Genomic DNA, 19445 nt, shown 5'->3' with positions numbered 1-19445 from the left:
CCATGGTGACCGTGACCGAATCGCATGCGTTGCTGGGAGCGGCCCTCTCACCGTCGAACCGACTCGATCCCTATCCGCACTTCCACGCCCTGCGCGAACACGGCCCGGTCCAGATACCGGAGGTCAGTCTCACCGTCTTCACCTCCTTCGCCGACTGCGATGCGGTGCTGCGGCATCCGGCCTCCGCCAGCGACCGCCTCAAATCGACACTGGCACAGCGGCAGATCGCCGCGGGGGAAGCCCCGCGGCCCTTCGGTCTGGCCGGCCTGGTGGACCGCCGTCGCGCCCCGGCGTTCCTCTTCCTGGATCCGCCGGACCACACCCGATTGCGCACCCTGGTGAGCAAGGCCTTCGTCCCCAAAGTGGTCAACGAGCTGGCTCCCGACATCGCGGCCATGGTCGACGACTTGCTGGACGCCGCGCAGCGGCGTGGCCACTTCGATGCGGTGGCCGACCTGGCCTACCCGCTGGCGGTCGGGGTGATCTGCCGGCTGCTCGGGGTCCCGGTTGAAGACGAGCCGCAGTTCGGACGCGCCTCGACTCTGCTCGGCCAGACCGTCGACCCGTTCCTGGCGGCCACCGGCGCCGTGCCGGACGGTTTCGACCAACGCATCGAGGCAGGCAAGTGGCTGCGCCGGTACTTCCGCGACCTCATCGAACGCCGCCGCGGCCACCCGGGTGACGACCTGATCTCTGCGCTCATCGCGGTCGAGGAGACCGGGGACCAGCTGACCGAGGACGAGATCATCTCGACCTGCAACCTGCTGCTCATCGCCGGCCACGAATCCACCGTCAGCCTGATCGCTCACGCCGTCCTGGCGATGCTGCGCCATCCCCGGCAGTGGGCGGCCCTGGGCGCAGACCGCAGTCGCGTGGGCAAGGTCATCGAGGAGTCCCTGCGCTATGACGCCCCCGCACAGCTGCTGGGCCGCATCGCGGCCGAGGAGATGGTGATCGGTGGTACGCGGGTACCACAAGGGGACACCATGATCGTGCTGCTGGCCGCGGCCCACCGTGACCCGTCGGCCAACGAGCGGCCCGACGAGTTCGATCCGGATCGAAAGACAATCCGACACTTGGCTTTCGGCCGGGGCACACATTTCTGCCTGGGGGCGCCGCTGGTCCGCCTCGAAGCCGCCGCGGCCCTGTCGGCGGTGACGGCGCGTTTCCCCGGCGCGCGGCTGGGGGCAGAGCCGGTGTACAAGCCCAACGTCACGCTGCGCGGGCTGGCCGAACTGCCGGTGGACCTCTAAGCGGGCAGAACGGCGTCTCCGACACTGATGGTGCCCGAACGCAGAATGCGGAAGACCGAGCCGCCCCGTCGGCGCAACGCCGCCGCCGCGCCGGGTCCGATGTCGTCGTCGAGCAGACGGCACGGCGCCGCCACCCGGACCACCTCGAGTTCGACGTCACCGATGTGCAGCCGGGTCCCGGGTGCGGTGGGGATGTCCCCGGCGTCGACGGTGATGTTGCGCCGGGTGGCTCCGGGGTCGAAGCCGTGGCCCAGGTCAGCGGCGGCTTCATCGAGGCGCTGCTGGGACTGGATGGTGACGTGCCGGTGCCGGGTGCCGTGGTAACGATCACCCACCAGGCCCTTGCCCTCTTCGGCGAACACCGAGTCCACCGGACGGGCCGGCAGCCTGCGGGCCTTGGCGATGTGGATGGAGAGCACCTGCACCAGCCCAGCGTAGGACGGCTCGTCAGGACGCCGGTAACTTATAGCCCCATGGCACAGATAACGCTCAAGGGAAACCCCATCAACACTGTCGGAGAGCTGCCCGCCGTCGGGTCCACGGCGCCGGCGTTCACCCTCACCGGAACCGATCTCGGAACCGTCGGCAGTGATCAGTTCTCGGGCAAACCGCTGCTGCTCAACATCTTTCCGTCCGTGGACACCCCGGTGTGCGCCACCAGCGTGCGGACCTTCAACGAGCGCGCCGCAGCCAGTGGTGTCGCCGTGCTGAACGTGTCCAACGATCTGCCCTTCGCACAGAAGCGGTTCTGCGGCGCCGAGGGCATCGAGAACGTGACCACCGGCTCGGGCTTTCGCGACAGCTTCGGCGCCGACTACGGCATCACCATCGCCGACGGCCCCATGGCGGGTCTGCTGGGCCGCGCCATCGTGGTGATCAACGCCGACGGCACGGTGGCCTACACCGAACTGGTGCCCGAGATCGCACAGGAACCCGACTACGACGCCGCCCTGGCCGCTCTGTCGTAACCGTTCGGTCACGGTACGGCATCTCATTGACGTTGTGCCGTGCGCCAATTGGAGCCGCGGGCGGATTTCGCTGTACAAGTAGAGGCACAGTGGTCCGCCCGCGGGGTGGTGGACCCATGGCGAAATGGGTGAGATGAGCAGGCGCCTCTACGCGATCGTGTGCAGCTTGGCTGTCTTGATGGCGTCGGTCGGGATCGGCTTCGGCGCCGGAACAGCAACCGCGGACCCATTCGGCCGCACCCCCGAACAGCTGCAGGCCATCAACGTGGTCATCTCGCGGGCCATGGCTGCGCGCGGCGTCCCGTTCACCTACGGCGGCGGCAACGCCCAGGGACCCACCAAGGGCGAACCGCGCCCGGCCGCCGCGGCCGTCACCGACGCGGCCGCTCCGGCCCCTGCGATCACCGTGCCGCCGACACTGGGTGGATTGACCCTTGCGCCCACCACCGCGCCGGTGGCCCCGTCGGCCCCCACGGTTCCGGACGTCGTGGGCTTCGACGCCTCCGGCCTGATCGTCTACGCCTTCGGTGGAGTGGGCATCACAATGCCGCGGTCCTCCGGCGAGCAGTACCAGGCTGTGCGCAAGGTGCTGCCGGCCCAGGCTCTGCCCGGCGACCTGCTGTTCTACGGCCCCGAGGGTACCCAGAGCGTGGCCCTGTTCATCGGCAACGGCCAGATGGTCGAGGTCGGTGACAAGGGCGTGGCGGTGTCACCGGTACGCACCGCGGATATGACGCCGTACCTGGGCCGTATCATCGGCTGACGGAAAGGGCCTGCGACACGGTGCAGGATCGATGAGTTTTGCACCCACTGACACAGGACGTGACCTCTCCCGCCGAGGTTAGGCGGTATCGCAGCGATCTGGACGGCCTACGAGGCCTGGCCATCGCGCTGGTCGTCGTGTTCCACGTCTGGTTCGGCCGGGTCTCCGGCGGCGTGGACGTGTTCCTGGTGCTGTCGGGCTTCTTCTTCGGCGGTCGCCTGCTGAGGCTGGCGGCCGACGGGGGACAACTGCCGCTGCTGACCGAACTGCGCAGACTGGTGCGACGCCTGGTGCCCGCCCTGGCAGTGGTGCTGGCAGCCTGCGCGGCGCTCACCGTGGCCATTCAGCCGCAGACCCGCTGGGAGACCTTCGCTGAGCAGTCGCTCGCCAGCCTGGGCTACTTCCAGAACTGGCAGCTGGCCGACACCGCCAGCGACTACCTGCGGGCCGGGGAATCGGTGAGCCCCCTGCAGCACCTGTGGTCGATGTCCGTCCAGGGGCAGTTCTTCCTGGCCCTGCTGGTGGTCGTCGCCGCGGTCATGGCCGTCGGTGTCGCGCTGCCCGCCAGACACCGCCGCACGATGATCCTCACCGTGGTCGCCGGCGCGGCCCTGGCGTCATTCGTCTACGCCAATCTGGCCCACGCCACGGACCAGGCCAGCGCCTACTACGACACCTTCGCCCGGGCCTGGGAACCTCTGGTGGGGGTGCTGGCCGCGGCGGTGGTGTCCGCGGTGCGCTGGCCCGGCTGGTTGAGGGTGGTGGCGGCGTCAGCAGGGGTGGTCGCGATCCTGCTCTGCGGTTGGCTGATCGACGGGGTGCGGGAGTATCCGGCGCGCTGGGCGCTGGTGCCGGTGGGTGCGGCCCTGCTGGTGGTCCTGGCCGGCGGTGGTGACGGGAACCGGACCGGTGGCTGGCCGCTGCGGATGCTGGGCACCCCGGCGATGGTCACCCTGGGCGGTCTGGCGTATGCGCTGTACCTGTGGCACTGGCCGCTGCTGATCTTCTGGCTGGCCCACACCGATCGCGAATCCGCGGGGCTCCTCGACGGGGCGGCGGTGATCGCGGTGTCGCTCGCGTTGGCCTGGGTGACCATGCGGTTGGTGGAGGAACCGCTGCGGGAACGCAACCGTCCCATGGCGTGGCGGTGGCCTGCGGCCGCGGCGGCCACCGTGGTGGTGGCCTTGACGGCGGGACTGGTGGTTGCCTCGGTGGCGTGGCGGGGCCACGTCGAGGCCGTCCGTGCCGGTGGCAGCGAGCTGACCGCCCTTCCGCCGCGGGACTATCCGGGGGCGCGGGCGCTGCTCGAATCTGCCCGGGTGGCCAAGCTGCCGATGCGGCCGTCAGTCCTGGAAGCGCGTGACGACCTGCCCATGACGAGCATCGACGGGTGTGTCTCCGACTTCCTCAGCACGGAATTGGTGATGTGCGAGTACGGCGACCGGTCAGCGACGCGCACCGTCGCCCTGGCCGGGGGGTCGCATTCCGAGCACTGGATCACTGCGCTGGACGAACTGGGCCGTCGGCACGGATTCACCGTCACGACGTACCTCAAGATGGGGTGCCCGCTGACCACTGCTGAAGTCCCCATCATCGCCGGTTCGCTGGAGCCTTACCCCGAGTGCCGGGTGTGGATCGACGAGGCCATGTCGCGGATGGTCGCCGATCGGCCGGATTTCGTGTTCACCACGGCCACCCGCCCCTATACGGACGCCCCCGGGGACTTTGTGCCGGACAACTATCTGGGCATCTGGGACAGATTCGAGGACGCCGGAATTCCGGTGCTCGCGTTGCGGGACACCCCGTGGATGTTCCGGGACGGAGTGTTGTTCTCCCCGCCGGACTGCCTGGCCGCCGGCGGTGACGCCGACTCGTGCGGGCTGCCGCGCAGCGAGGCGCTCAACGACCGCAACCCGGCCCTGGACTATGTGGATCGGTATCCCGGCCTACACCTGTTGGACCTCAGCGATGCGGTGTGCAGCGCCGAGGTGTGCCGAGCGGTGGAGGGCAACGTGCTGGTGTATCACGATGAACACCACCTCTCGGCGACCTACGTGCGCTCGATGACCGACGAGCTCGAACGTCAGCTCTCGTCGGCCACCGGCTGGTTCTGAGTCGACATCAGCTGATGCCGACGACCTCCTGAGCAATGGCGGCAATACGGGTCTGCGCTGCCGACACCACCCGGGCCCGATCCTTGTGGGCCTCCTCGTAGGCGACGATCACACGGATGTCGGCGGGATCGTCGAGTTCCTTGACGGCAGCGATGGCGTCGGTCTGGTTCAGCTCGTCGTACCCGGTGATGGGCAGTTCGCTGTCGTCGACCACACCGGCTCCGGCGCGGACGCTGTGCAGTGCATCGGCGGCGTCGGCGGCACCCTCGCGACGCACGGTCTTCTCGGCGCTCAACAGTGCACCGTCACGGGCAGCCGCAACCGCCTTACCGGTGATTTCACCGGCGCGACCGCCGCGTTCACGCAGATTCTGCAGCGCCGGCCGGGTGTTGCGCAGCGAATCAACCGCACGGTCGGCGGCGCGGTAGGACCAGGTGACCGGGAGGTTGGCCAACTTGACGGCCAGTCCGGCCACGGCCTGCACCGGCGTCCGCCGCAGTGCCGCCGGACCGCCGAGGGCATCCTCAGCCAGCACCGTGGTCAGCCAGGTCACCGTGGCAGAATGCGCCGCGATGAGCTGGTCGGCAAGCGCCACGACGTCGGGTTCCTTCGCGGCGACGGCCAGTGCCTTGATGTAGCGCGAGCGGTCCAGCAGCTGGTCTTCCAACGCCAGGTCGCCCAGCAGAGCTTCGTCAAACGGCGCCGCCTGCTCGGTCAGTGCCTTGACGGCTGCTGCCGCGCGGCCCAGGAGCGGTCCGATGACGTCGGGAAAACCACCGAGGTCCCGGATGGCCTGCTCCACGGCCTCTGCCCGCAGCCGCCCGTTGGCGGCGTTCTGCTCCAGCTCGGTCCGGACGGCGTCGGTGCGGGCCTGCGCCACGCGAGTTTCGGCGACCTGGATCTCGGTGTGCGTGAGGTCCAGCACCGCGCGCAGCTGGGCGATCAAAGTGGTTTTGGCGATTGTGGTCATGTTCGGCTCTCTCCCGTGGTCGAGTCGATAGATGTATTCAACAGCGCTGATGCGCATGTAAGTTGCCTACCCGGGCACGGGGGGTGCACAACCTGATTTGTGACGATTGTCGGATCGGGCATAGCAGAGCCGCAAATGGGTACGGAGTCTCACTGGCGGTCAGGATCCCGGTGAGTTTTTGTCTCGCCGCGCGGCAGCCCCATTTGTACCCTGCGTTTCCGTGACCCAACAGGTTCTTTCCCGGCGGCGCGCTCTGCAGTTGCTCGCCCTGGCCGGCGGTGCTGCCGCCTTGGCACCCACGCTGGCCGCGTGCGGATCATCCGGCGGCGGCAATGCCCTCGCCGAAAACACGGCGCTGACAGGCAAATTCGACGGGGTGACACTACGACTTCTGGTCAACCAACCGCACGTGACCTCGTTCCGCGACGTCCTGGCGCCGGCATGGAACGCGGCGACGGGCGGCACCCTGGAAGTCACCGCGGCGCCATATGACCAGCTGACCAGCAAGCAGATCCTCGACGTGCAGAGCGGCACTGGGGAATTCGACGTCTTCGATTACTTCTATTTCGGCCTGGGGGACCTGGTGGACGCCGGCGCGCTGGTCGATCTGACCCAGTGGATCGACGCCAACGCCGACGGCATCGGGGTCGCGGGTTACCTGCCGTCGATCTATGACCCGTACACCCTGCTCGACGACAAACGCTACGGATTGCCCTACGACGGCGACGTCCACATCCTCTTCTACAACGCCGAACTGCTGGACCGTTACGGCGTCGAGCCGCCCACCACCTGGGACGAGTACGACGACGTGGCAGCCAAGATCACCACGGACGCCCGGGGGGCCGCGTACGGGGCCATCGTGTCCGGCCAGCAGGTGCCCATGATCCTCGGCTGCTCGTACATCAACCGGCTCACCGGCTACGGCGGCAACCTGCTCGATGCCGACGGCAAGCCCGATCTGACGTCGGACGCCTCCCGCGCCGCTCTACAGCATCTGGTGGACGTCGCCCCCGTGGCACTGCCCACCCCACTGCAGGTCGGGTTCGATCAGGCGAATCAGTCGTTCCTGTCCGGCCAGGGTGCCTTGCTGGACACCTGGACCGACATGGCACTGCGCGCCGAGGACCCGACGGCCTCGAAGATCGCCGGCCGATGGGGCGCGGTGTCATTGCCGGTCGGGGGTACCAACACCACGCCGCGGACAGCGCTCGACGCCGGGTTCGGCCTGGGTATTTCGACGGCGTCGCAGCAGCAGGACGCCGCTGCAGCCTTCCTGAACTGGGCTACTGCCGGGCCGCAGAACCTTGCGGTGTCCTCGACCGCCGGCGCCGGCATCGACCCCGTGCGCGGGGAGGTGCTGGATTCCGACGGCTACGCCAAGGTGGTGACGGCTGCGGTGGAGCCGATCCGGGCCGGCCTCAACGGTGACCCGCTGGTGTGGCCCAAGCAGGCCGGTGCGCCGAAGTTGTTGCAAGACCTGGTGGATCAGCTGGCGTTGGCCATCGCGGGGACCCAGACGGTGGATCAGTCGCTGGAGAACGCCCAGAGTAGTTGGGAGAGCGCCGCTTCATGATGCGACGCGTCCCGCTGTGGCTGGCGCTGCCGGCCATTGCCGGACTGGTGCTGTTCCTCGGCTATCCCACGGTGTATCTGCTCGGCCTGGCGTTCACGGATTCCTCACTGGCCCACCCCCTGCGTGCGTTCAGCGGGATCGACAACGTCCGGACTGCTTTCGCAGCGCCGGCTTTCACGCCGTCGCTGGGGAAGTCGACCGTCTTTGCGGTGCTGGCGGCGGTGTTGACCACCGGTATCGGAACCGTGATCGCCGTGTTGCTGCGAGCCAGGGGTGCCCGATTCGGTGTGGTGGGGGCGTTGCTGCTGCTGCCCCTGGTCACGGCGCCAGTGCTCATCGGTGTGGCGTGGAAACTGCTGCTGGCGCCGGTGGGCGGTGGGCTGGCGAATGTGTTCGCGGCGGTGGGCCTGGCCGGGGCGAATCCGCTGGGCTCCGGCGTCGGCGCTTTCCTGGTGCTGCTGGTGATCCACATCTGGCAGTGGGTGCCGTTCGCGGTGCTGGTGGTGTTCGCCGCACTCGGGGTGGTGCGCCCCGAACTGGTGGAATCGGCGCGCATCGACGGTGCAGGCGCCTGGCGCACGTTCACCACGGTGACCTGGCCGGCGATCGCCCCCACCGTCTGGGCGGTGGCGGTGCTGGAACTCGTCATCGGCTACAAGGTCTTCGATCTGATCGTCGTGATCACCTCGGGCGGACCCGGTTTCGCGACCACCCTGTCACCGTTCGTCATCTATCAGACGGGTCTGCGCGGCAGCTTTGACATGGGTGCCGCGGCTGTTCAGACGCTGGTGTTCGCGACGGTGGTCGGCGCCGTGGCGACCGTCGTGACGGCCATGCGGGCCCGCGCCGTGCAGGGGGAACAGCAGTGAGCCGGCGTCCGGTGGTGTGGGCGGTGCTCCTGGTCGCCACGGCGGTGGCGCTGGTGCCGATCGGTTACCTCGTGTCGCTGGCGGTGCGCCCGCCCGCTGATGTGCTGAACTCCAGCCTGCTGCCGTCGGCGTGGACGCTGAACAACTTCACATCCGTGTTCGACACCATCGAGTTGGGCACCATGCTGCAGAACTCGTGGATCTCGGCCATCGGTGCGGCCCTGCTCGCGGTGGTGATCGCCACGCCGGCAGCATATTTCACTGCCCGGCGGTTCCGCGGCGAGCAACTGCTGACGGTGTTGTTGGCCAGTTACTGTGCCCCGCCTATCGTGGCGATCATCCCGCTGTTCTTCCTGCTGCGTGATGTGGGTCTGACCAACAACGTGTTCGGTTTGATCGTCGTCAACGGCGTCGCCAACGTACCGGTGGCGGCCTGGCTGCTGGACGGGTTCGTGCGGCGGATTCCGGTGGAGATCGACGAGGCCGCGGTGATCGACGGCCTGTCTGTGGCGGGTGCTTTCCGTAAGGCCGTGCTTCCGCTGCTGTGGCCGGGCATCGTCGCGGCGTTGTTGGTGGTGTTCTTCCTCAGTTACAACGATTTCCTGTTCGCGGTGTACCTGGCGGTGACGAAGGAGAGTCAGACGTTGACGGTGGGCTTGTCGCTGTTCCAGGGCGACCGCAATGTGCAGTTCGGGCAGCAGGCGGCGGCCGGGCTGCTGGGAATTCTGCCGGTCTACGTGCTGGCTTTGGCGGCTCAGCGGTTCCTGGTCGGAGGTCTGTCGGTGGGGGCGACCAAGTGAGCGCCGTCGAGTTGCGAGGCATCACCAAGGCTTTCGGCGGCAACACCGTGGTCGACGGACTGGATCTCGAGCTGCCGGACGGTTCGCTGACGGTCCTGGTGGGTCCGTCGGGCTGCGGCAAGTCCACCACGCTGCGGATCGCTGCGGGCCTGGAAGCGGCGGACAGTGGCAGCATTCTGATCGACGGGCGTGATGTCACTGCCGAGGCGCCGCGGGACCGGGACGTGGCGATGGTGTTCCAGAACTACGCGCTGTACCCGCAGCTGTCCGTGGCGGGCAACATCGGCTTTCCCCTGCGCAACGCCCGGGTGCCGAAAGACGAGGTCACTCAACGGGTTCGCCAGGCCGCCGATCGCGTGGGTATCACCGCGCTGCTCGACCGCAAGCCGCGCCAGCTTTCCGGTGGTCAGCAGCAGCGCGTGGCCATCGCCCGAGCCCTGGTGCGTACACCGTCGCTGTTCCTGTTCGACGAGCCGCTGAGCAATCTGGACGCGAAGCTGCGGGTGGAACTGCGCTCCGAGATCCGGCGGTTGCAGCAAGACCTGGGTATCACCGCCCTGTATGTGACCCATGATCAGGAGGAGGCGATGACCATCGCCGACCAACTGGTGGTCCTCGACGGGGGACGGATCGCCCAGCGCGGCACACCTGCTGAGCTCTACGGCAGCCCGGCCACCACCTTCGTCGCCGGCTTCATCGGGTCACCGAGCGCCAACCTGCTCACCGGCAGCGCGCGCGGCGGTGTGTTTACCTCAGGCGGTGTCGTGTGGCCGATTACCGCCATCGGTGATGTCACGATCGCCGTGCGTCCCGAAGATGTGCTGATCGAGCCTGCCGCGGCCGAATCTGCCGATGGAACCGTGGAACTGGTCGAACTCCTGGGCCCCCGCTACGTCGTCATCGTCACGGTGGGGGAGCATCGGCTCACCGCGGTGGTGGAGGCCGCGGCGTGGAGCTCTACGCTGACTCCGGGAGCTCCCGTATCGGTGCGGGTGCGTCCCGGTCGTGCCCACGTCTTCAATACCGGCGACGGGCAGCGCGTCGCCTGATCACCCGTCAGAAGGGTGGTTCGTCGCTGTCGTCGCGCGGTGGCGGTGGGGGTGGTGGTCGCCAGTCGGCGGTGATCGACTCGTCTTCCCACGGATCGTTTATCCAGGGGCACCAGCTGGCGGTGCGGCGCCTGCCACTGAGGACCAGTCGCTTGAAGCGGACGTCGTTGCGCCGCACCCGCTGCTGAATTTCGTGTGCCCGCCCCTGGTTGATCCACCGGGTCTGCTGGTTGGCGGCTTGTTTGGCGGCCAACCCGGCCCGAGCGGCCGCGATCCGGTTGGCTTTCTGGACTTTGGGGTCCCGGGGTCGGGTCCACGGTTTGGGGCGGCACGCTGCGGCGAGGTCGTCGAACAACTCCGCCCCATCCGGAGTCGACCGGTACGTCCGGCCGGTGGGGGAGGTCCATTCGATGGTGCCGCCGGTGAGTTGTGTGGTGGTCCAGCCGCTTTCGCCGGTGAGGAAGGTTTTGATGCGATGATGGGTGCGGCATTTGGGGTCCAGGTTGAACCCGGCGGTCCAGCCACCGCGCAGCGGATGTTGGTGGTTGAACGGGATGCTGTGGTCGAGGTCGGCTGTCCAGGCGGGTTGGTTGCAGAACGGGAACGAGCATGTCAGGCCACGGACGCGGACCCAGCGGTCCATGGCTGCGGACCAGTGGTGGCGCAGTAGCATCGAGGTGCCGTCGCGGGTTTCGGTGGGGGCATTCGGGTCGGTGTCGGGGTTGCGCACATCGCGGCACACGGTGCCCGGTTGGTCAACGAGTTCGCGTACCTGGTCGGCGTCGATCACCCCGTAGCCCTGCAGGAAGCCGGGTTCGTCGCTGTCGCCGGTGACGGTGGCGGCGGGGGCGATCACGTTGATGACGTACTGCGCCGCCGCGCCCGCAGTCGCGTCCGTGGTGGGTTTCGGTGCCGGGCAGTCCTCCAGCCCGCACGCACACGCCAACACAAAGCTGCCGTCGGCGATGGCCTCCGCCGCATCCACCCGCCGCTGCACCAACGTTCGCGGATCCTGGGCGCACACCGCCTTGGCCATCTGATCCAGCCGCGCATCCACTTTCGCGATCACCGGAGCGCCGGCATACAGGCGGATCTCACCCATCCCGTTGGGCAGCGCCTTCGCGCTGACCCGGCGTTCGGTGTCCGCGGCGACCCGACGCTCTTTCGCACCCTCGGGATCGACGTGCAGGATCGCCCGATCCACCGCGCCCTGCAGCCGGGTCCGCGACCAGCAGTCCCAGGTCGCGATCTTCGCCGCCAGATTGCGGTCCACATCCCGGATTGCGGTGTCGGACACCTGTGCTGTGCGGTTGACGATCAGTTTGGTGGACTCCCAGTCCAACCGCCCGGAGGCCAGCAGGCCGTAGATCTGCGGCAACCGCTCCTCCAACGCATCGGCATAACCGACGACTTTCATGGCCACCGCCGGCGGCACCCCCAACGCGGGCCCGACTTCGGCGGCGGTGCGCACGAACCCGGAGATCAACCCGAAGCCGGGATCACCGTCGGGTAGCAGGGCTTGTTGGTCGTAGCCTTCGTTCATCCGCTGGGCCAGCAGCGCGGCGATGGCGGCCATCCGATGCGCCCACACCGCCGACTCATCAAGGCGGGTGCACTCCACCTCGGTGAGCAGCGCTCCGGGATCGCATCCTTCGAACATACATTCGATTTTATCATCGTCGCACCGCGTCTGCCAGCAAAAATAGGACATTGGCAGCACTATTTGGCCGCGGTCGTCCCGATGGCCCACGCATACGGGGGCGGGGTGCCGTTCACGTCGTGAGCGCCCAGAACGCGGGCCTTGAAGATCCGAGGATTGTGCGACGCGACAGTTCGGGCGTTGCGCCAGTGCCGATCCAAGGCACGCGAGGCGGACGTCGCGGAGGCGCCCAGCGCGTCGAACAAATCCGACGTGGACCTCAGCACCATTCGAGAGACCGCCACCTGCGCGGCAGTGGCCTCCAGCTCGGCGCGTTCAGTAGCCGAATGGTCATCCGACGAGACCGCCGCATTGTCCAGCGCCTCGGCAGCCCGCACCGCCACAGCTTCGGCGGCGTACGCCGTCGCCGATATCTCTCCGATGAGTCCGAGAACCTGCGGGTCGTCCCGCACTCGGCTGCTGTTGGCGTGCGAATAGTTTCTGGTGCGCCCCTGCACCTCGGCGATGACATCGCGGTGCACCGCGGCGGCGATCCCGGCCAGCGTCGCCACCAGGTTCACCTGATAGAGCGCAGTCTGATACGGGTGGCGTTGGTCGAACGGCAGCACATCGTCGAACTCCACCCGCGCGTCGGTGAACTCGGCGGTGCCGCTGCCGGTCCCGCGCTGCCCGAAGCCGTCCCAGTCGTCGAGCACCCGGACGCCCGGCTGGCCGGTGCGCACGGCGGCCACCACGTGGGTGCCGTCGAGGGTGGCGGTGACGTCGGCCCACTCAGCGAAGATCGTTCCGGTGGTGTAGAACTTGCGCCCGGTGAGCAGGTGGTGATCCCCGTTGGTGCGCAACACGGTCGCCAGGTCACCGATCGTGGTGGTCCCGATCTCCGTCCACGCGTTCCCGACGATCTCGCCCGCGACAAACCGCTCGAACCATCGGCTCTGATCCTGCCCGCGGCGGTGGCGGAACAGCAGGTCCTCGACGAACGTGAAATGTCCACGTAGCGCCTGGGTCAGGTTCGCATCCGCAGCGGCGAGGTCGATCCAGAGCGGGACGATGTCGACCCACCGCAGTCCGGCACCACCGAACTCCTCGGGAACCCGCAGCGCCCCGAAGCCCGCCGACTTGAGCACATCGATCGACGCGAACGGCAACTCTCGGGCGCGATCCCGCTGCGCCACGTCCCCCGCGGCCGCAGCCGAGATCACCGCCGCCCACTTCTCTCGCACACTCACGCCGCCCATTCAATCAGCGCTCCATGGGCCGACCAGCGGTGCCGTTTGATTAAGTTCTCGCAGAATAGAACTGGGTACCGAGGGCACCGGCGGCACTACGCTCGTCGCTCATGTCGCGTACGCCCTGGACCACCCCGCTGGACGACACCGAAACCGGACACTGGGATGCCGTGGCCGCCGAGGTGGCCCAGACCCTTGCTGCCGATGTCCTGGACCGGGACCGCGCGAATCAGGACCCGAGCGCAGAGCTCAAGCTACTGAAGGAATCCGGACTGGCCACTCTGCTGATCCCCACTCGCTACGGCGGCGGTGGCGGCCACTGGTCCAGCGCGCTGCGCGCCGTCCGGGTGCTTGCCCGCACCGACGCCTCCATCGCGCAGATCCTCAGCTACCACTACTGCAACCACGCATCCATCGTGTTCTTCGGCGAGGAGTCGCGTTGGGAGCACTGGTTCAGCGCATCCGCCGACGGACGCTGGCTCTGGGGCGACTCGGTGAATCCGGTGGACCCCGACCTGACGCTGACGGCACACGGAGACGGGTACCGCCTCAACGGCGTCAAGCGGTTCTCCACGGGTGCCTCCACCGGCGACGTCACCCTGGTGATGGCGCTCGAAACGGATCGCGTGCTGGCCACGGTGCTCGAGCACGACCGCCCCGGTGTCGAGTACCTCGGTGACTGGGATGCCTTGGGGCAGAGGCTGTCCGCCAGCGGCAGCGTCCGGTTCACCGATGTGGCCGTCAGTCCGGACGACGTCCTGGGTGTCGTGGGCGACGAGCCCTACTCCACCTTGGTGACCCCGGGCGTACAGCTGGGCTTTGCCAACCTCTACCTCGGCATCGCCGAGGGGGCGTTGGCCCGGGCGCGGGAGCTGACTCTGGCCCGCAAGGGTGCGTGGTTGCTCAGCGATGCCGAGCACTATTCCCGGGACCCGTTCGTGCAGCGGGTGTTCGGTGAACTGTTGGCCAAGACCGCCGCGGCCGAGGCCCTCGCCGACCGGTGGAACGGCCGATTCGACCGGGTCATCGCCCGGGGTGACGCAGTGACGGCCGCCGATCGCGCGGAGGTCGAGATCGGGATCGCCCACGCCAAGGTGGTGACCACGGAGACCGCGCTCGAGGTGGCCCACCGCGTGTTCGAGGTCACCGGGTCCAGCTCAGCGCGCTCGGAGGTAGGCCTGGACCTGTTCTGGCGCAACATCCGTACGCACTCCCTGCACGACCCGGTCGACTACAAGAAGCTGGAGATCGGCGCGCACTATCTGACCGGCGACGTCCAGCCCATCACGCTCTACACCTGAACGAGCTAGATGTACTCGGCCATCAGGTTGGTCGCAGTCGGCTGATCGGTGGTAGCCCGTCGAGTGCGCTGTGGCGGCGTTGAGTGTTGTAGAACTCGACCCAGGGTGCAAGGGCTTGGGCTCGGTGTGCGTTTGATGCGAACACCCGGTGATAAGACCATTCTGTTTGCAGGGTGCGGTTATAACGCTCCACTTTGCCGTTTTGCCAGGGGCAGTGCGGCTTGATGAATAGATGCCGGGCGTTGAGTGCGTCGATGGCCGCAGCGACCGCTGCTGAGCGGCGATAGCTCAGATGGTTGTCTGTGATGACCCGTTCAATGTGCGGAATGCCCTGGGATTGAAAGTATTGCGCGGCCCGAGAGATGAACCCCGCGCAGGTCGCGCCTTTCTCGTCAGCGTGGATCTCTGAGTACGCAAGCCGGCTGTGGTCATCGATCATGGAGTGCACGTAGTCATAGCCGATTCCGCGGCCACGGACGTCTTCGCTGCGCCCGTGGGCACGCCATCCGCCACCGTCGGGGATACGGCCAAGCTTCTTGACGTCGACGTGCACCAGTTCGCCGGGGTGTTCGCGTTCATAGCGTCGTGTGCTGGCCCGGGAGGCTTTGATCACCGCACCGGTCATCGGATCGCAATCACGCAGGTACGGCACGCCGCGGCGCCGCAGAATCCGTGCCACTGTCCGGGCAGGGATTCCCAGCTCAGGGCCTAGCCAGTCCTGGCCCCGGCGATGCTGCGCCGCGCGGCGACTACTTGGCGTTCTACCCGTGCCGAGGTGCGCGTAGGGCTGTGGTGCGGCCGCGAGGACCGGTCGTAGAGTCCGGCTTCGCCTTCGGCGGCGAACCGGCTAATCCAGGTGTGGACACACTTGCGGGAGATCCCCATCGCGTCGGCGATATGGGCCTGTTTCCAGCCCTGCTGGTAGCGCTCGACGATGAGCCTTCGCCCATGCAGCGTGGTGCGGGCATTACGGTGAGACACGAGAACCTCCGGGTTGGTGATGGGCCTTCGACAAGCCACACCTCACCCGGAGGTTCTCCTCACATCAAGCCAACACGCCCGCTACCAACGTCACGGCTGAGTACAGCTAGAGCTGCCCGTGCCGCGGCGGCGTCGTCCCGGACAGCGTGTAGCGGCCGATGTGCTGCAGCTTCCACCGGGTCGGATCGTGCAGCGTGTGGGTGCGGGCATCGCGCCAGTACCGCGACAGGTTCGCACTGCCGGAGGCACTGCGGGTGCCACCGAGATCGAACAGTGTCGAGGTGGCCTCCAACGAGGCCCGTACCGCAGCGACTTTGGCCACGGCCACCGCGATCGCCGCGGCCGCGCAGGTGTCCTCCGTGAGGTCAGCGCGTGCGGCATCGACCTGGCGTGCCGCCTCGGCCAGCAGCGCCTGCGCGCCACGCACCGTCACCGTCAGCTCGCCGGCGATGTTGATCACTGTCGGGTCATCCGCGGACGCCGAGACGTCGGCCTCGAAGTGCGGCCGCGCCTTGCCGGCCTGACGCACCGCCTCGTCCAGCGCGCCGGTGGCGATGCCGACATCGATGGCTGCATGCAGCAACTGGGCTCGTGAGCCGTACACCGTGGGGCCGGCGAAGATGGGGGAGAAGGGCACCACGTACTCGGCGGGCACTTGGACGTCATCAAGAGTGACGGTGCCGGAAGCGGTGGTGCGCTGACCCATACCGTCCCAGTCGTCCACCACCTCCAGGCCGGGGATGTCCCGGGGCACGTAGGCCAGCGCCTTCGGCGTCGACGACGTCGGCGGCTGCCCATCGGCCAGCGACGCCCGCACGATCACCCAGTCAGCGAAAAGCGCTCCCGTGCAATAGAACTTACGACCAGACAGCACATAGTCGCCGGAGGGCTGCAGCGTGAGCGTGGTGGTGTCGACATTGATGGCGTGCGGCCCGCGCTCGGATTGGGCATTGGCAAACAGCGCGCCGTCGAGCACGTGGCCGTAGTAGAACCGGCACTGCTCGGGGGTGCCCTGTAACCGCAGCGCCTCCAGGAAGGTGTAGTGCGAGTGCGGAATCTGCGCCAGCGATCCGTCGGCATGTCCGATCAGGCGGAACACCTCGGCGATCACCTCGGCCGGGGCGTCGACGCCGCCGTACTCGGTCGGCACCGACAGCGCCAGCAGCCCGGATTCCTTGAGCGCCTTGACCTGATCGTGAGGCAGCCGCCGCTCGGCGTCCCGGGCCGCCGCCTCGAAGGCGAAATCGCGGGACAACGCAGCGGCAACCCCGAGTACGTTCACCGCGCCGATCCCACAAACGGGATGGATGCCGCCGGCCCGGAGACACCACCGCTGAAGAGGCCGCGCTGCCGCAGAATCGGCACCACACCTTCGCCGAACCAGTACAGCTCTTCCAGATGGGGGTAGCCGGAGAAGATGAACTCGTCGATACCGATCTCGGCGTATTCGGCGATGCGGTCGGCGACCTCGGTGTGGCTGCCCACCAGCGCAGTGCCCGCACCACCGCGCACCAGGCCCACGCCTGACCAGAGATTCGGCGCGATCTCCAGGCTGCGGGCGTCGTTCCACGTGCCGTCGGCCCGGTTGGCCTCGTGCAGGGCCAGCATCCGCTTCTGGCCCTCGGACTGACTGCGCGCCAATCCTTCCTGGGTTGTGCGCACCGTCTCCTCGTCCAGCGCGTCGAGCAGCCGCCCGGCCTGCGCCCACGCCTCCTGCGCGGTGTCGCGCGAGATGGTGTGCAGCCGAATGCCGAAGCGCACCGTGCGACCCTCCTCGGCGGCCAGTTTGCGGATCCATTCGATCTTGTCCCGCACCGCCGCCGGCGGCTCACCCCAGGTCAGGTAGACGTCGGAGTGCCTGGCCGCCACGGGCCCGGCCGCCGCGGAACTGCCCCCGAAGTACAACGGCGGAATCGGGTTGGGCGGCATCGCCAGTGCCGCCTCGTCGACGCTGATGTGGTTGCCGTGCTTGCTCACGGTCTCCCCGGCCCACAGCCGCCGCACCACGTCGAGGAACTCGTCGCACCGCTCGTAGCGGGCGTCCTTGTCCAGGTAATCACCGAAGGACCGCTGCTCGTGCGCCTCGCCGCCCACCACCACGTTGAGCAGGATCCGGCCGGGGGCGTGGCGGGCGAACGTCGCGGCCATCTGGGCGGACAGGGTGGGGCTCACCAGGCCCGGGCGGAACGCCACCAGGAAGGCCAGCGAGGTGGTCTCCCGCGCCAGCAGGGCGGCGGTGACGAACGCATCTTCACACCAGGCGCCGGTGGGGATCAGGGCTCCGGTGAACCCGAAGGACTCGGCGCTGCGCACGATGGTGGCCAGGTAGTCGATCGAGGCGTCCCGGTCGCTGTGCGCGGTGCCTGCCGGCAGCCCGTGACCGCCGCCGACGATCAGGCGGCTGTCGCCGTAGGTGGGCAGGAACCAGTGCAGCTTCAGCGTCATCTCGTCATCTCTCCTAGCGCGTCGCGTTCGGTTGCGAGGCTACCGACGCCGACGACGACGGCACCGTGGACGGCCGCTCGATGATGGTCGCCGCCGGCCCGCCGACGCGATAGCGCGCGCCGCGATGCTCGTCGGGCAGCCGGTCCCCGCGGCCGAACAGCTTGTGGCGCAACGACCCAGGGGTGTATTCGCTCTGGTAGGCCCCGCGTGCGGTCAATACCGGTACCACGTGGTCGATGAAATCGGCGAACGAGCCGGGAGAGACCGCGTACGCGAGGTTGAAGCCGTCGACGTCGGTCTCGTGCACCCACTCCTGGAGCAGGTCGGCAATGCGCTCACCGGAGCCCACGAACCGGGGACCGATGCCGCCGATCTTGCCCCAGTCGGCGATGTCGCGCACCGCCCATTCGCCGCCGTCGGGATCGGCGGACTGGAAGGCCTTGACCGCGGAGAGGATGGCGTTGGAGTCGACGTGGCCGATCGGCTCGTCGAGGCCGTAGCGCGACAGGTCAACGCCCATCCAGCCGGACATGAAGGTCAGCGCTCCCTCGGCGTCGCCGTAGGACAGGTACTCGGCGTGCTTGGCGTGGGCCTCCTCATCGGTGGCGGCGGTGATCACGGTGGAGAGGTTGAAGATCTTGGCGGCATAGGGATCGCGGCCGGCCAGTTCGAGCTCGCGCCGGATGGTGGTGACGTTCTCGCGCAGGATCGCCTTGGTGGGGGCGGCGGTGAAGATGGCCTCGGCGTTCTCGGCGGCGAAGCGCACGCCGCGCGGGGAGGCGCCGGCCTGGAAGAGCACCGGGGTGCGCTGTGGCGACGGCTCGGACAGATGGATGCCGGGCACGCTGAAGTGCCGTCCCTGGTGGCCGATGTGGTGCACCTTGGCCGGATCGGTGTACACGCCGCGGGCGGCGTCGCGGACCACCGCGTCGTCCTCCCAGGACCCTTCCCACAGCTTGTAGAGCACCTCGAGGTACTCGTCGGCGTGGTCGTAGCGGGCGTCGTGGGCGGGTTGATCGGTCTGGCCCATGTTGCGCGCGGCGGCCGGCAGGTACCCGGTGACGACGTTCCAGCCCACCCGGCCCTTGGTGAGGTGATCGAGCGTGGAGACCCGGCGGGCGAAGGGGTAGGGATGCTCGAACCCGGTGCCGGTGGTGATGCCGAAGCCCAGGTGTTCGGTGACGTAGGCCATCGCGGAGACCAGCATCAGCGGATCGTTGACCGGCACCTGCGCAGCTTGGCGGATGGCGGCTTCGTCGCTGGCACCGTAGATGTCGTAGGTGCCCAGGACGTCGGCGATGAACAGCCCGTCGAAGCGGCCGCGCTCCAGCAGCGTCGCGAGCTCGGTCCAGTAGGTCAGGTCTGTGTAGGTGGCGGACCGGTCGTCGGGGTGTCGCCAGAGGCCGGGGGACTGGTGGGCCACGCAGTTCATGTCGAACGCGTTGAAGCGGATGGTGCGGGTCACTGGCA

At 68.1% G+C, this 19445-nt stretch carries 16 protein-coding genes and 1 pseudogene; 9 read left to right on the top strand and 8 right to left on the bottom strand.

Annotation, left to right across the window (positions count from 1 at the left end; genetic code table 11):
- Positions 1-2: 2 nt before the first annotated feature.
- The gene (locus G6N58_RS23660; protein ID WP_115277058.1) at positions 3-1253 is read left to right on the top strand and encodes a cytochrome P450; all 1251 of its coding nucleotides are present in this window, start codon (positions 3-5) and stop codon (positions 1251-1253) included.
- Here G6N58_RS23660 and G6N58_RS23655 read toward each other — a convergent pair.
- The gene (locus G6N58_RS23655; protein ID WP_115277059.1) at positions 1250-1678 is read right to left on the bottom strand and encodes an MOSC domain-containing protein; all 429 of its coding nucleotides are present in this window, start codon (positions 1676-1678) and stop codon (positions 1250-1252) included. The genes G6N58_RS23660 and G6N58_RS23655 overlap by 4 nt on opposite strands.
- A gap of 48 nt (positions 1679-1726) precedes the next feature.
- Between G6N58_RS23655 and tpx the strand changes: the two genes are divergently transcribed.
- The 3 genes from tpx to G6N58_RS23640 all read left to right on the top strand — a co-directional run bounded on the left by tpx (position 1727) and on the right by G6N58_RS23640 (position 5098).
- On the top strand, positions 1727-2221 hold the full coding sequence (tpx, locus tag G6N58_RS23650; protein WP_115277060.1) for a thiol peroxidase: 495 nt from the start codon (positions 1727-1729) through the stop codon (positions 2219-2221).
- A 133-nt stretch (positions 2222-2354) separates the two neighbouring features.
- Positions 2355-2984 (top strand): NlpC/P60 family peptidoglycan-binding protein RipD, encoded by a 630-nt coding sequence (ripD, locus tag G6N58_RS23645; protein ID WP_115281302.1) that lies wholly within the window; start codon positions 2355-2357, stop codon positions 2982-2984.
- A 59-nt stretch (positions 2985-3043) separates the two neighbouring features.
- Positions 3044-5098: an acyltransferase family protein gene (locus G6N58_RS23640; RefSeq protein ID WP_232067974.1), complete on the top strand. Its 2055-nt coding sequence runs from the start codon at positions 3044-3046 to the stop codon at positions 5096-5098.
- Between the two features lie 7 nt (positions 5099-5105).
- On the opposite strand, the gene G6N58_RS23635 is transcribed toward G6N58_RS23640, so the two are convergent.
- Positions 5106-6068 (bottom strand): ferritin-like domain-containing protein, encoded by a 963-nt coding sequence (locus G6N58_RS23635; protein ID WP_115277061.1) that lies wholly within the window; start codon positions 6066-6068, stop codon positions 5106-5108.
- Positions 6069-6288: 220 nt separating this feature from the next.
- On the opposite strand from G6N58_RS23635, the gene G6N58_RS23630 reads away from it, so the two are divergent.
- Genes G6N58_RS23630 through G6N58_RS23615 form a run of 4 tightly spaced genes read left to right on the top strand, consistent with a single transcriptional unit; the run spans position 6289 to position 10359 of the window.
- On the top strand, positions 6289-7641 hold the full coding sequence (locus tag G6N58_RS23630; protein WP_115277062.1) for an ABC transporter substrate-binding protein: 1353 nt from the start codon (positions 6289-6291) through the stop codon (positions 7639-7641).
- Positions 7638-8510, top strand: coding sequence for a carbohydrate ABC transporter permease (locus G6N58_RS23625; protein ID WP_115277063.1), 873 nt, complete (start codon positions 7638-7640; stop codon positions 8508-8510). The genes G6N58_RS23630 and G6N58_RS23625 overlap by 4 nt, the downstream gene beginning before the upstream one ends.
- A complete protein-coding gene (locus tag G6N58_RS23620) occupies positions 8507-9310 on the top strand; it encodes a carbohydrate ABC transporter permease (RefSeq protein ID WP_232067973.1) in 804 nt (267 codons plus the stop codon). The genes G6N58_RS23625 and G6N58_RS23620 overlap by 4 nt, the downstream gene beginning before the upstream one ends.
- Positions 9307-10359: an ABC transporter ATP-binding protein gene (locus G6N58_RS23615; protein WP_115277064.1), complete on the top strand. Its 1053-nt coding sequence runs from the start codon at positions 9307-9309 to the stop codon at positions 10357-10359. The genes G6N58_RS23620 and G6N58_RS23615 overlap by 4 nt, the downstream gene beginning before the upstream one ends.
- A gap of 7 nt (positions 10360-10366) precedes the next feature.
- Here the strand turns inward: G6N58_RS23615 and G6N58_RS23610 are convergent, their stop codons facing one another.
- The gene (locus G6N58_RS23610) at positions 10367-12019 is read right to left on the bottom strand and encodes a DUF222 domain-containing protein (protein WP_163908361.1); all 1653 of its coding nucleotides are present in this window, start codon (positions 12017-12019) and stop codon (positions 10367-10369) included.
- 59 nt (positions 12020-12078) lie between these two features.
- Entirely contained in the window at positions 12079-13248 is a 1170-nt protein-coding gene (locus G6N58_RS23605; protein ID WP_197746443.1) for an acyl-CoA dehydrogenase family protein, read from the bottom strand.
- A gap of 110 nt (positions 13249-13358) precedes the next feature.
- Between G6N58_RS23605 and G6N58_RS23600 the strand changes: the two genes are divergently transcribed.
- The gene (locus tag G6N58_RS23600; RefSeq protein ID WP_115277067.1) at positions 13359-14549 is read left to right on the top strand and encodes an acyl-CoA dehydrogenase family protein; all 1191 of its coding nucleotides are present in this window, start codon (positions 13359-13361) and stop codon (positions 14547-14549) included.
- A gap of 22 nt (positions 14550-14571) precedes the next feature.
- On the opposite strand, the pseudogene G6N58_RS23595 reads toward G6N58_RS23600, so the two are convergent.
- From G6N58_RS23595 to G6N58_RS23585, 4 genes and pseudogenes are all read right to left on the bottom strand, one after another.
- Positions 14572-15530, bottom strand: a pseudogene (locus G6N58_RS23595) (IS481 family transposase).
- 106 nt (positions 15531-15636) lie between these two features.
- The gene (locus G6N58_RS23590) at positions 15637-16821 is read right to left on the bottom strand and encodes an SfnB family sulfur acquisition oxidoreductase (RefSeq protein WP_232068144.1); all 1185 of its coding nucleotides are present in this window, start codon (positions 16819-16821) and stop codon (positions 15637-15639) included.
- Complete coding sequence (locus G6N58_RS30925; protein ID WP_232067972.1) at positions 16809-17975, bottom strand: LLM class flavin-dependent oxidoreductase; 1167 nt, start codon at positions 17973-17975, stop codon at positions 16809-16811. Before G6N58_RS30925 ends, G6N58_RS23590 begins: the two co-directional genes overlap by 13 nt.
- A gap of 13 nt (positions 17976-17988) precedes the next feature.
- Positions 17989-19440 (bottom strand): LLM class flavin-dependent oxidoreductase, encoded by a 1452-nt coding sequence (locus G6N58_RS23585; protein WP_115277069.1) that lies wholly within the window; start codon positions 19438-19440, stop codon positions 17989-17991.
- Positions 19441-19445 lie beyond the last annotated feature (5 nt).

It is taken from the genome of Mycolicibacterium tokaiense (assembly GCF_010725885.1).
Lineage (GTDB): Bacteria > Actinomycetota > Actinomycetes > Mycobacteriales > Mycobacteriaceae > Mycobacterium > Mycobacterium tokaiense.
This window is presented reverse-complemented; position numbering and strand designations above follow the sequence as displayed.

Bases quoted from the DNA above. Each gene is read 5' to 3' on its own strand.
- G6N58_RS23660 (WP_115277058.1), top strand. From the start codon at position 3: ATGGTGACCGTGACCGAATCGCATGCGTTGCTGGGAGCGGCCCTCTCA.
- tpx (WP_115277060.1), top strand. From the start codon at position 1,727: ATGGCACAGATAACGCTCAAGGGAAACCCCATCAACACTGTCGGAGAG.
- ripD (WP_115281302.1), top strand. From the start codon at position 2,355: ATGAGCAGGCGCCTCTACGCGATCGTGTGCAGCTTGGCTGTCTTGATG.
- G6N58_RS23635 (WP_115277061.1), bottom strand. From the start codon at position 6,068: ATGACCACAATCGCCAAAACCACTTTGATCGCCCAGCTGCGCGCGGTG.
- G6N58_RS23625 (WP_115277063.1), top strand. From the start codon at position 7,638: ATGATGCGACGCGTCCCGCTGTGGCTGGCGCTGCCGGCCATTGCCGGA.
- G6N58_RS23610 (WP_163908361.1), bottom strand. From the start codon at position 12,019: ATGTTCGAAGGATGCGATCCCGGAGCGCTGCTCACCGAGGTGGAGTGC.
- G6N58_RS23600 (WP_115277067.1), top strand. From the start codon at position 13,359: ATGTCGCGTACGCCCTGGACCACCCCGCTGGACGACACCGAAACCGGA.
- G6N58_RS30925 (WP_232067972.1), bottom strand. From the start codon at position 17,975: ATGACGCTGAAGCTGCACTGGTTCCTGCCCACCTACGGCGACAGCCGC.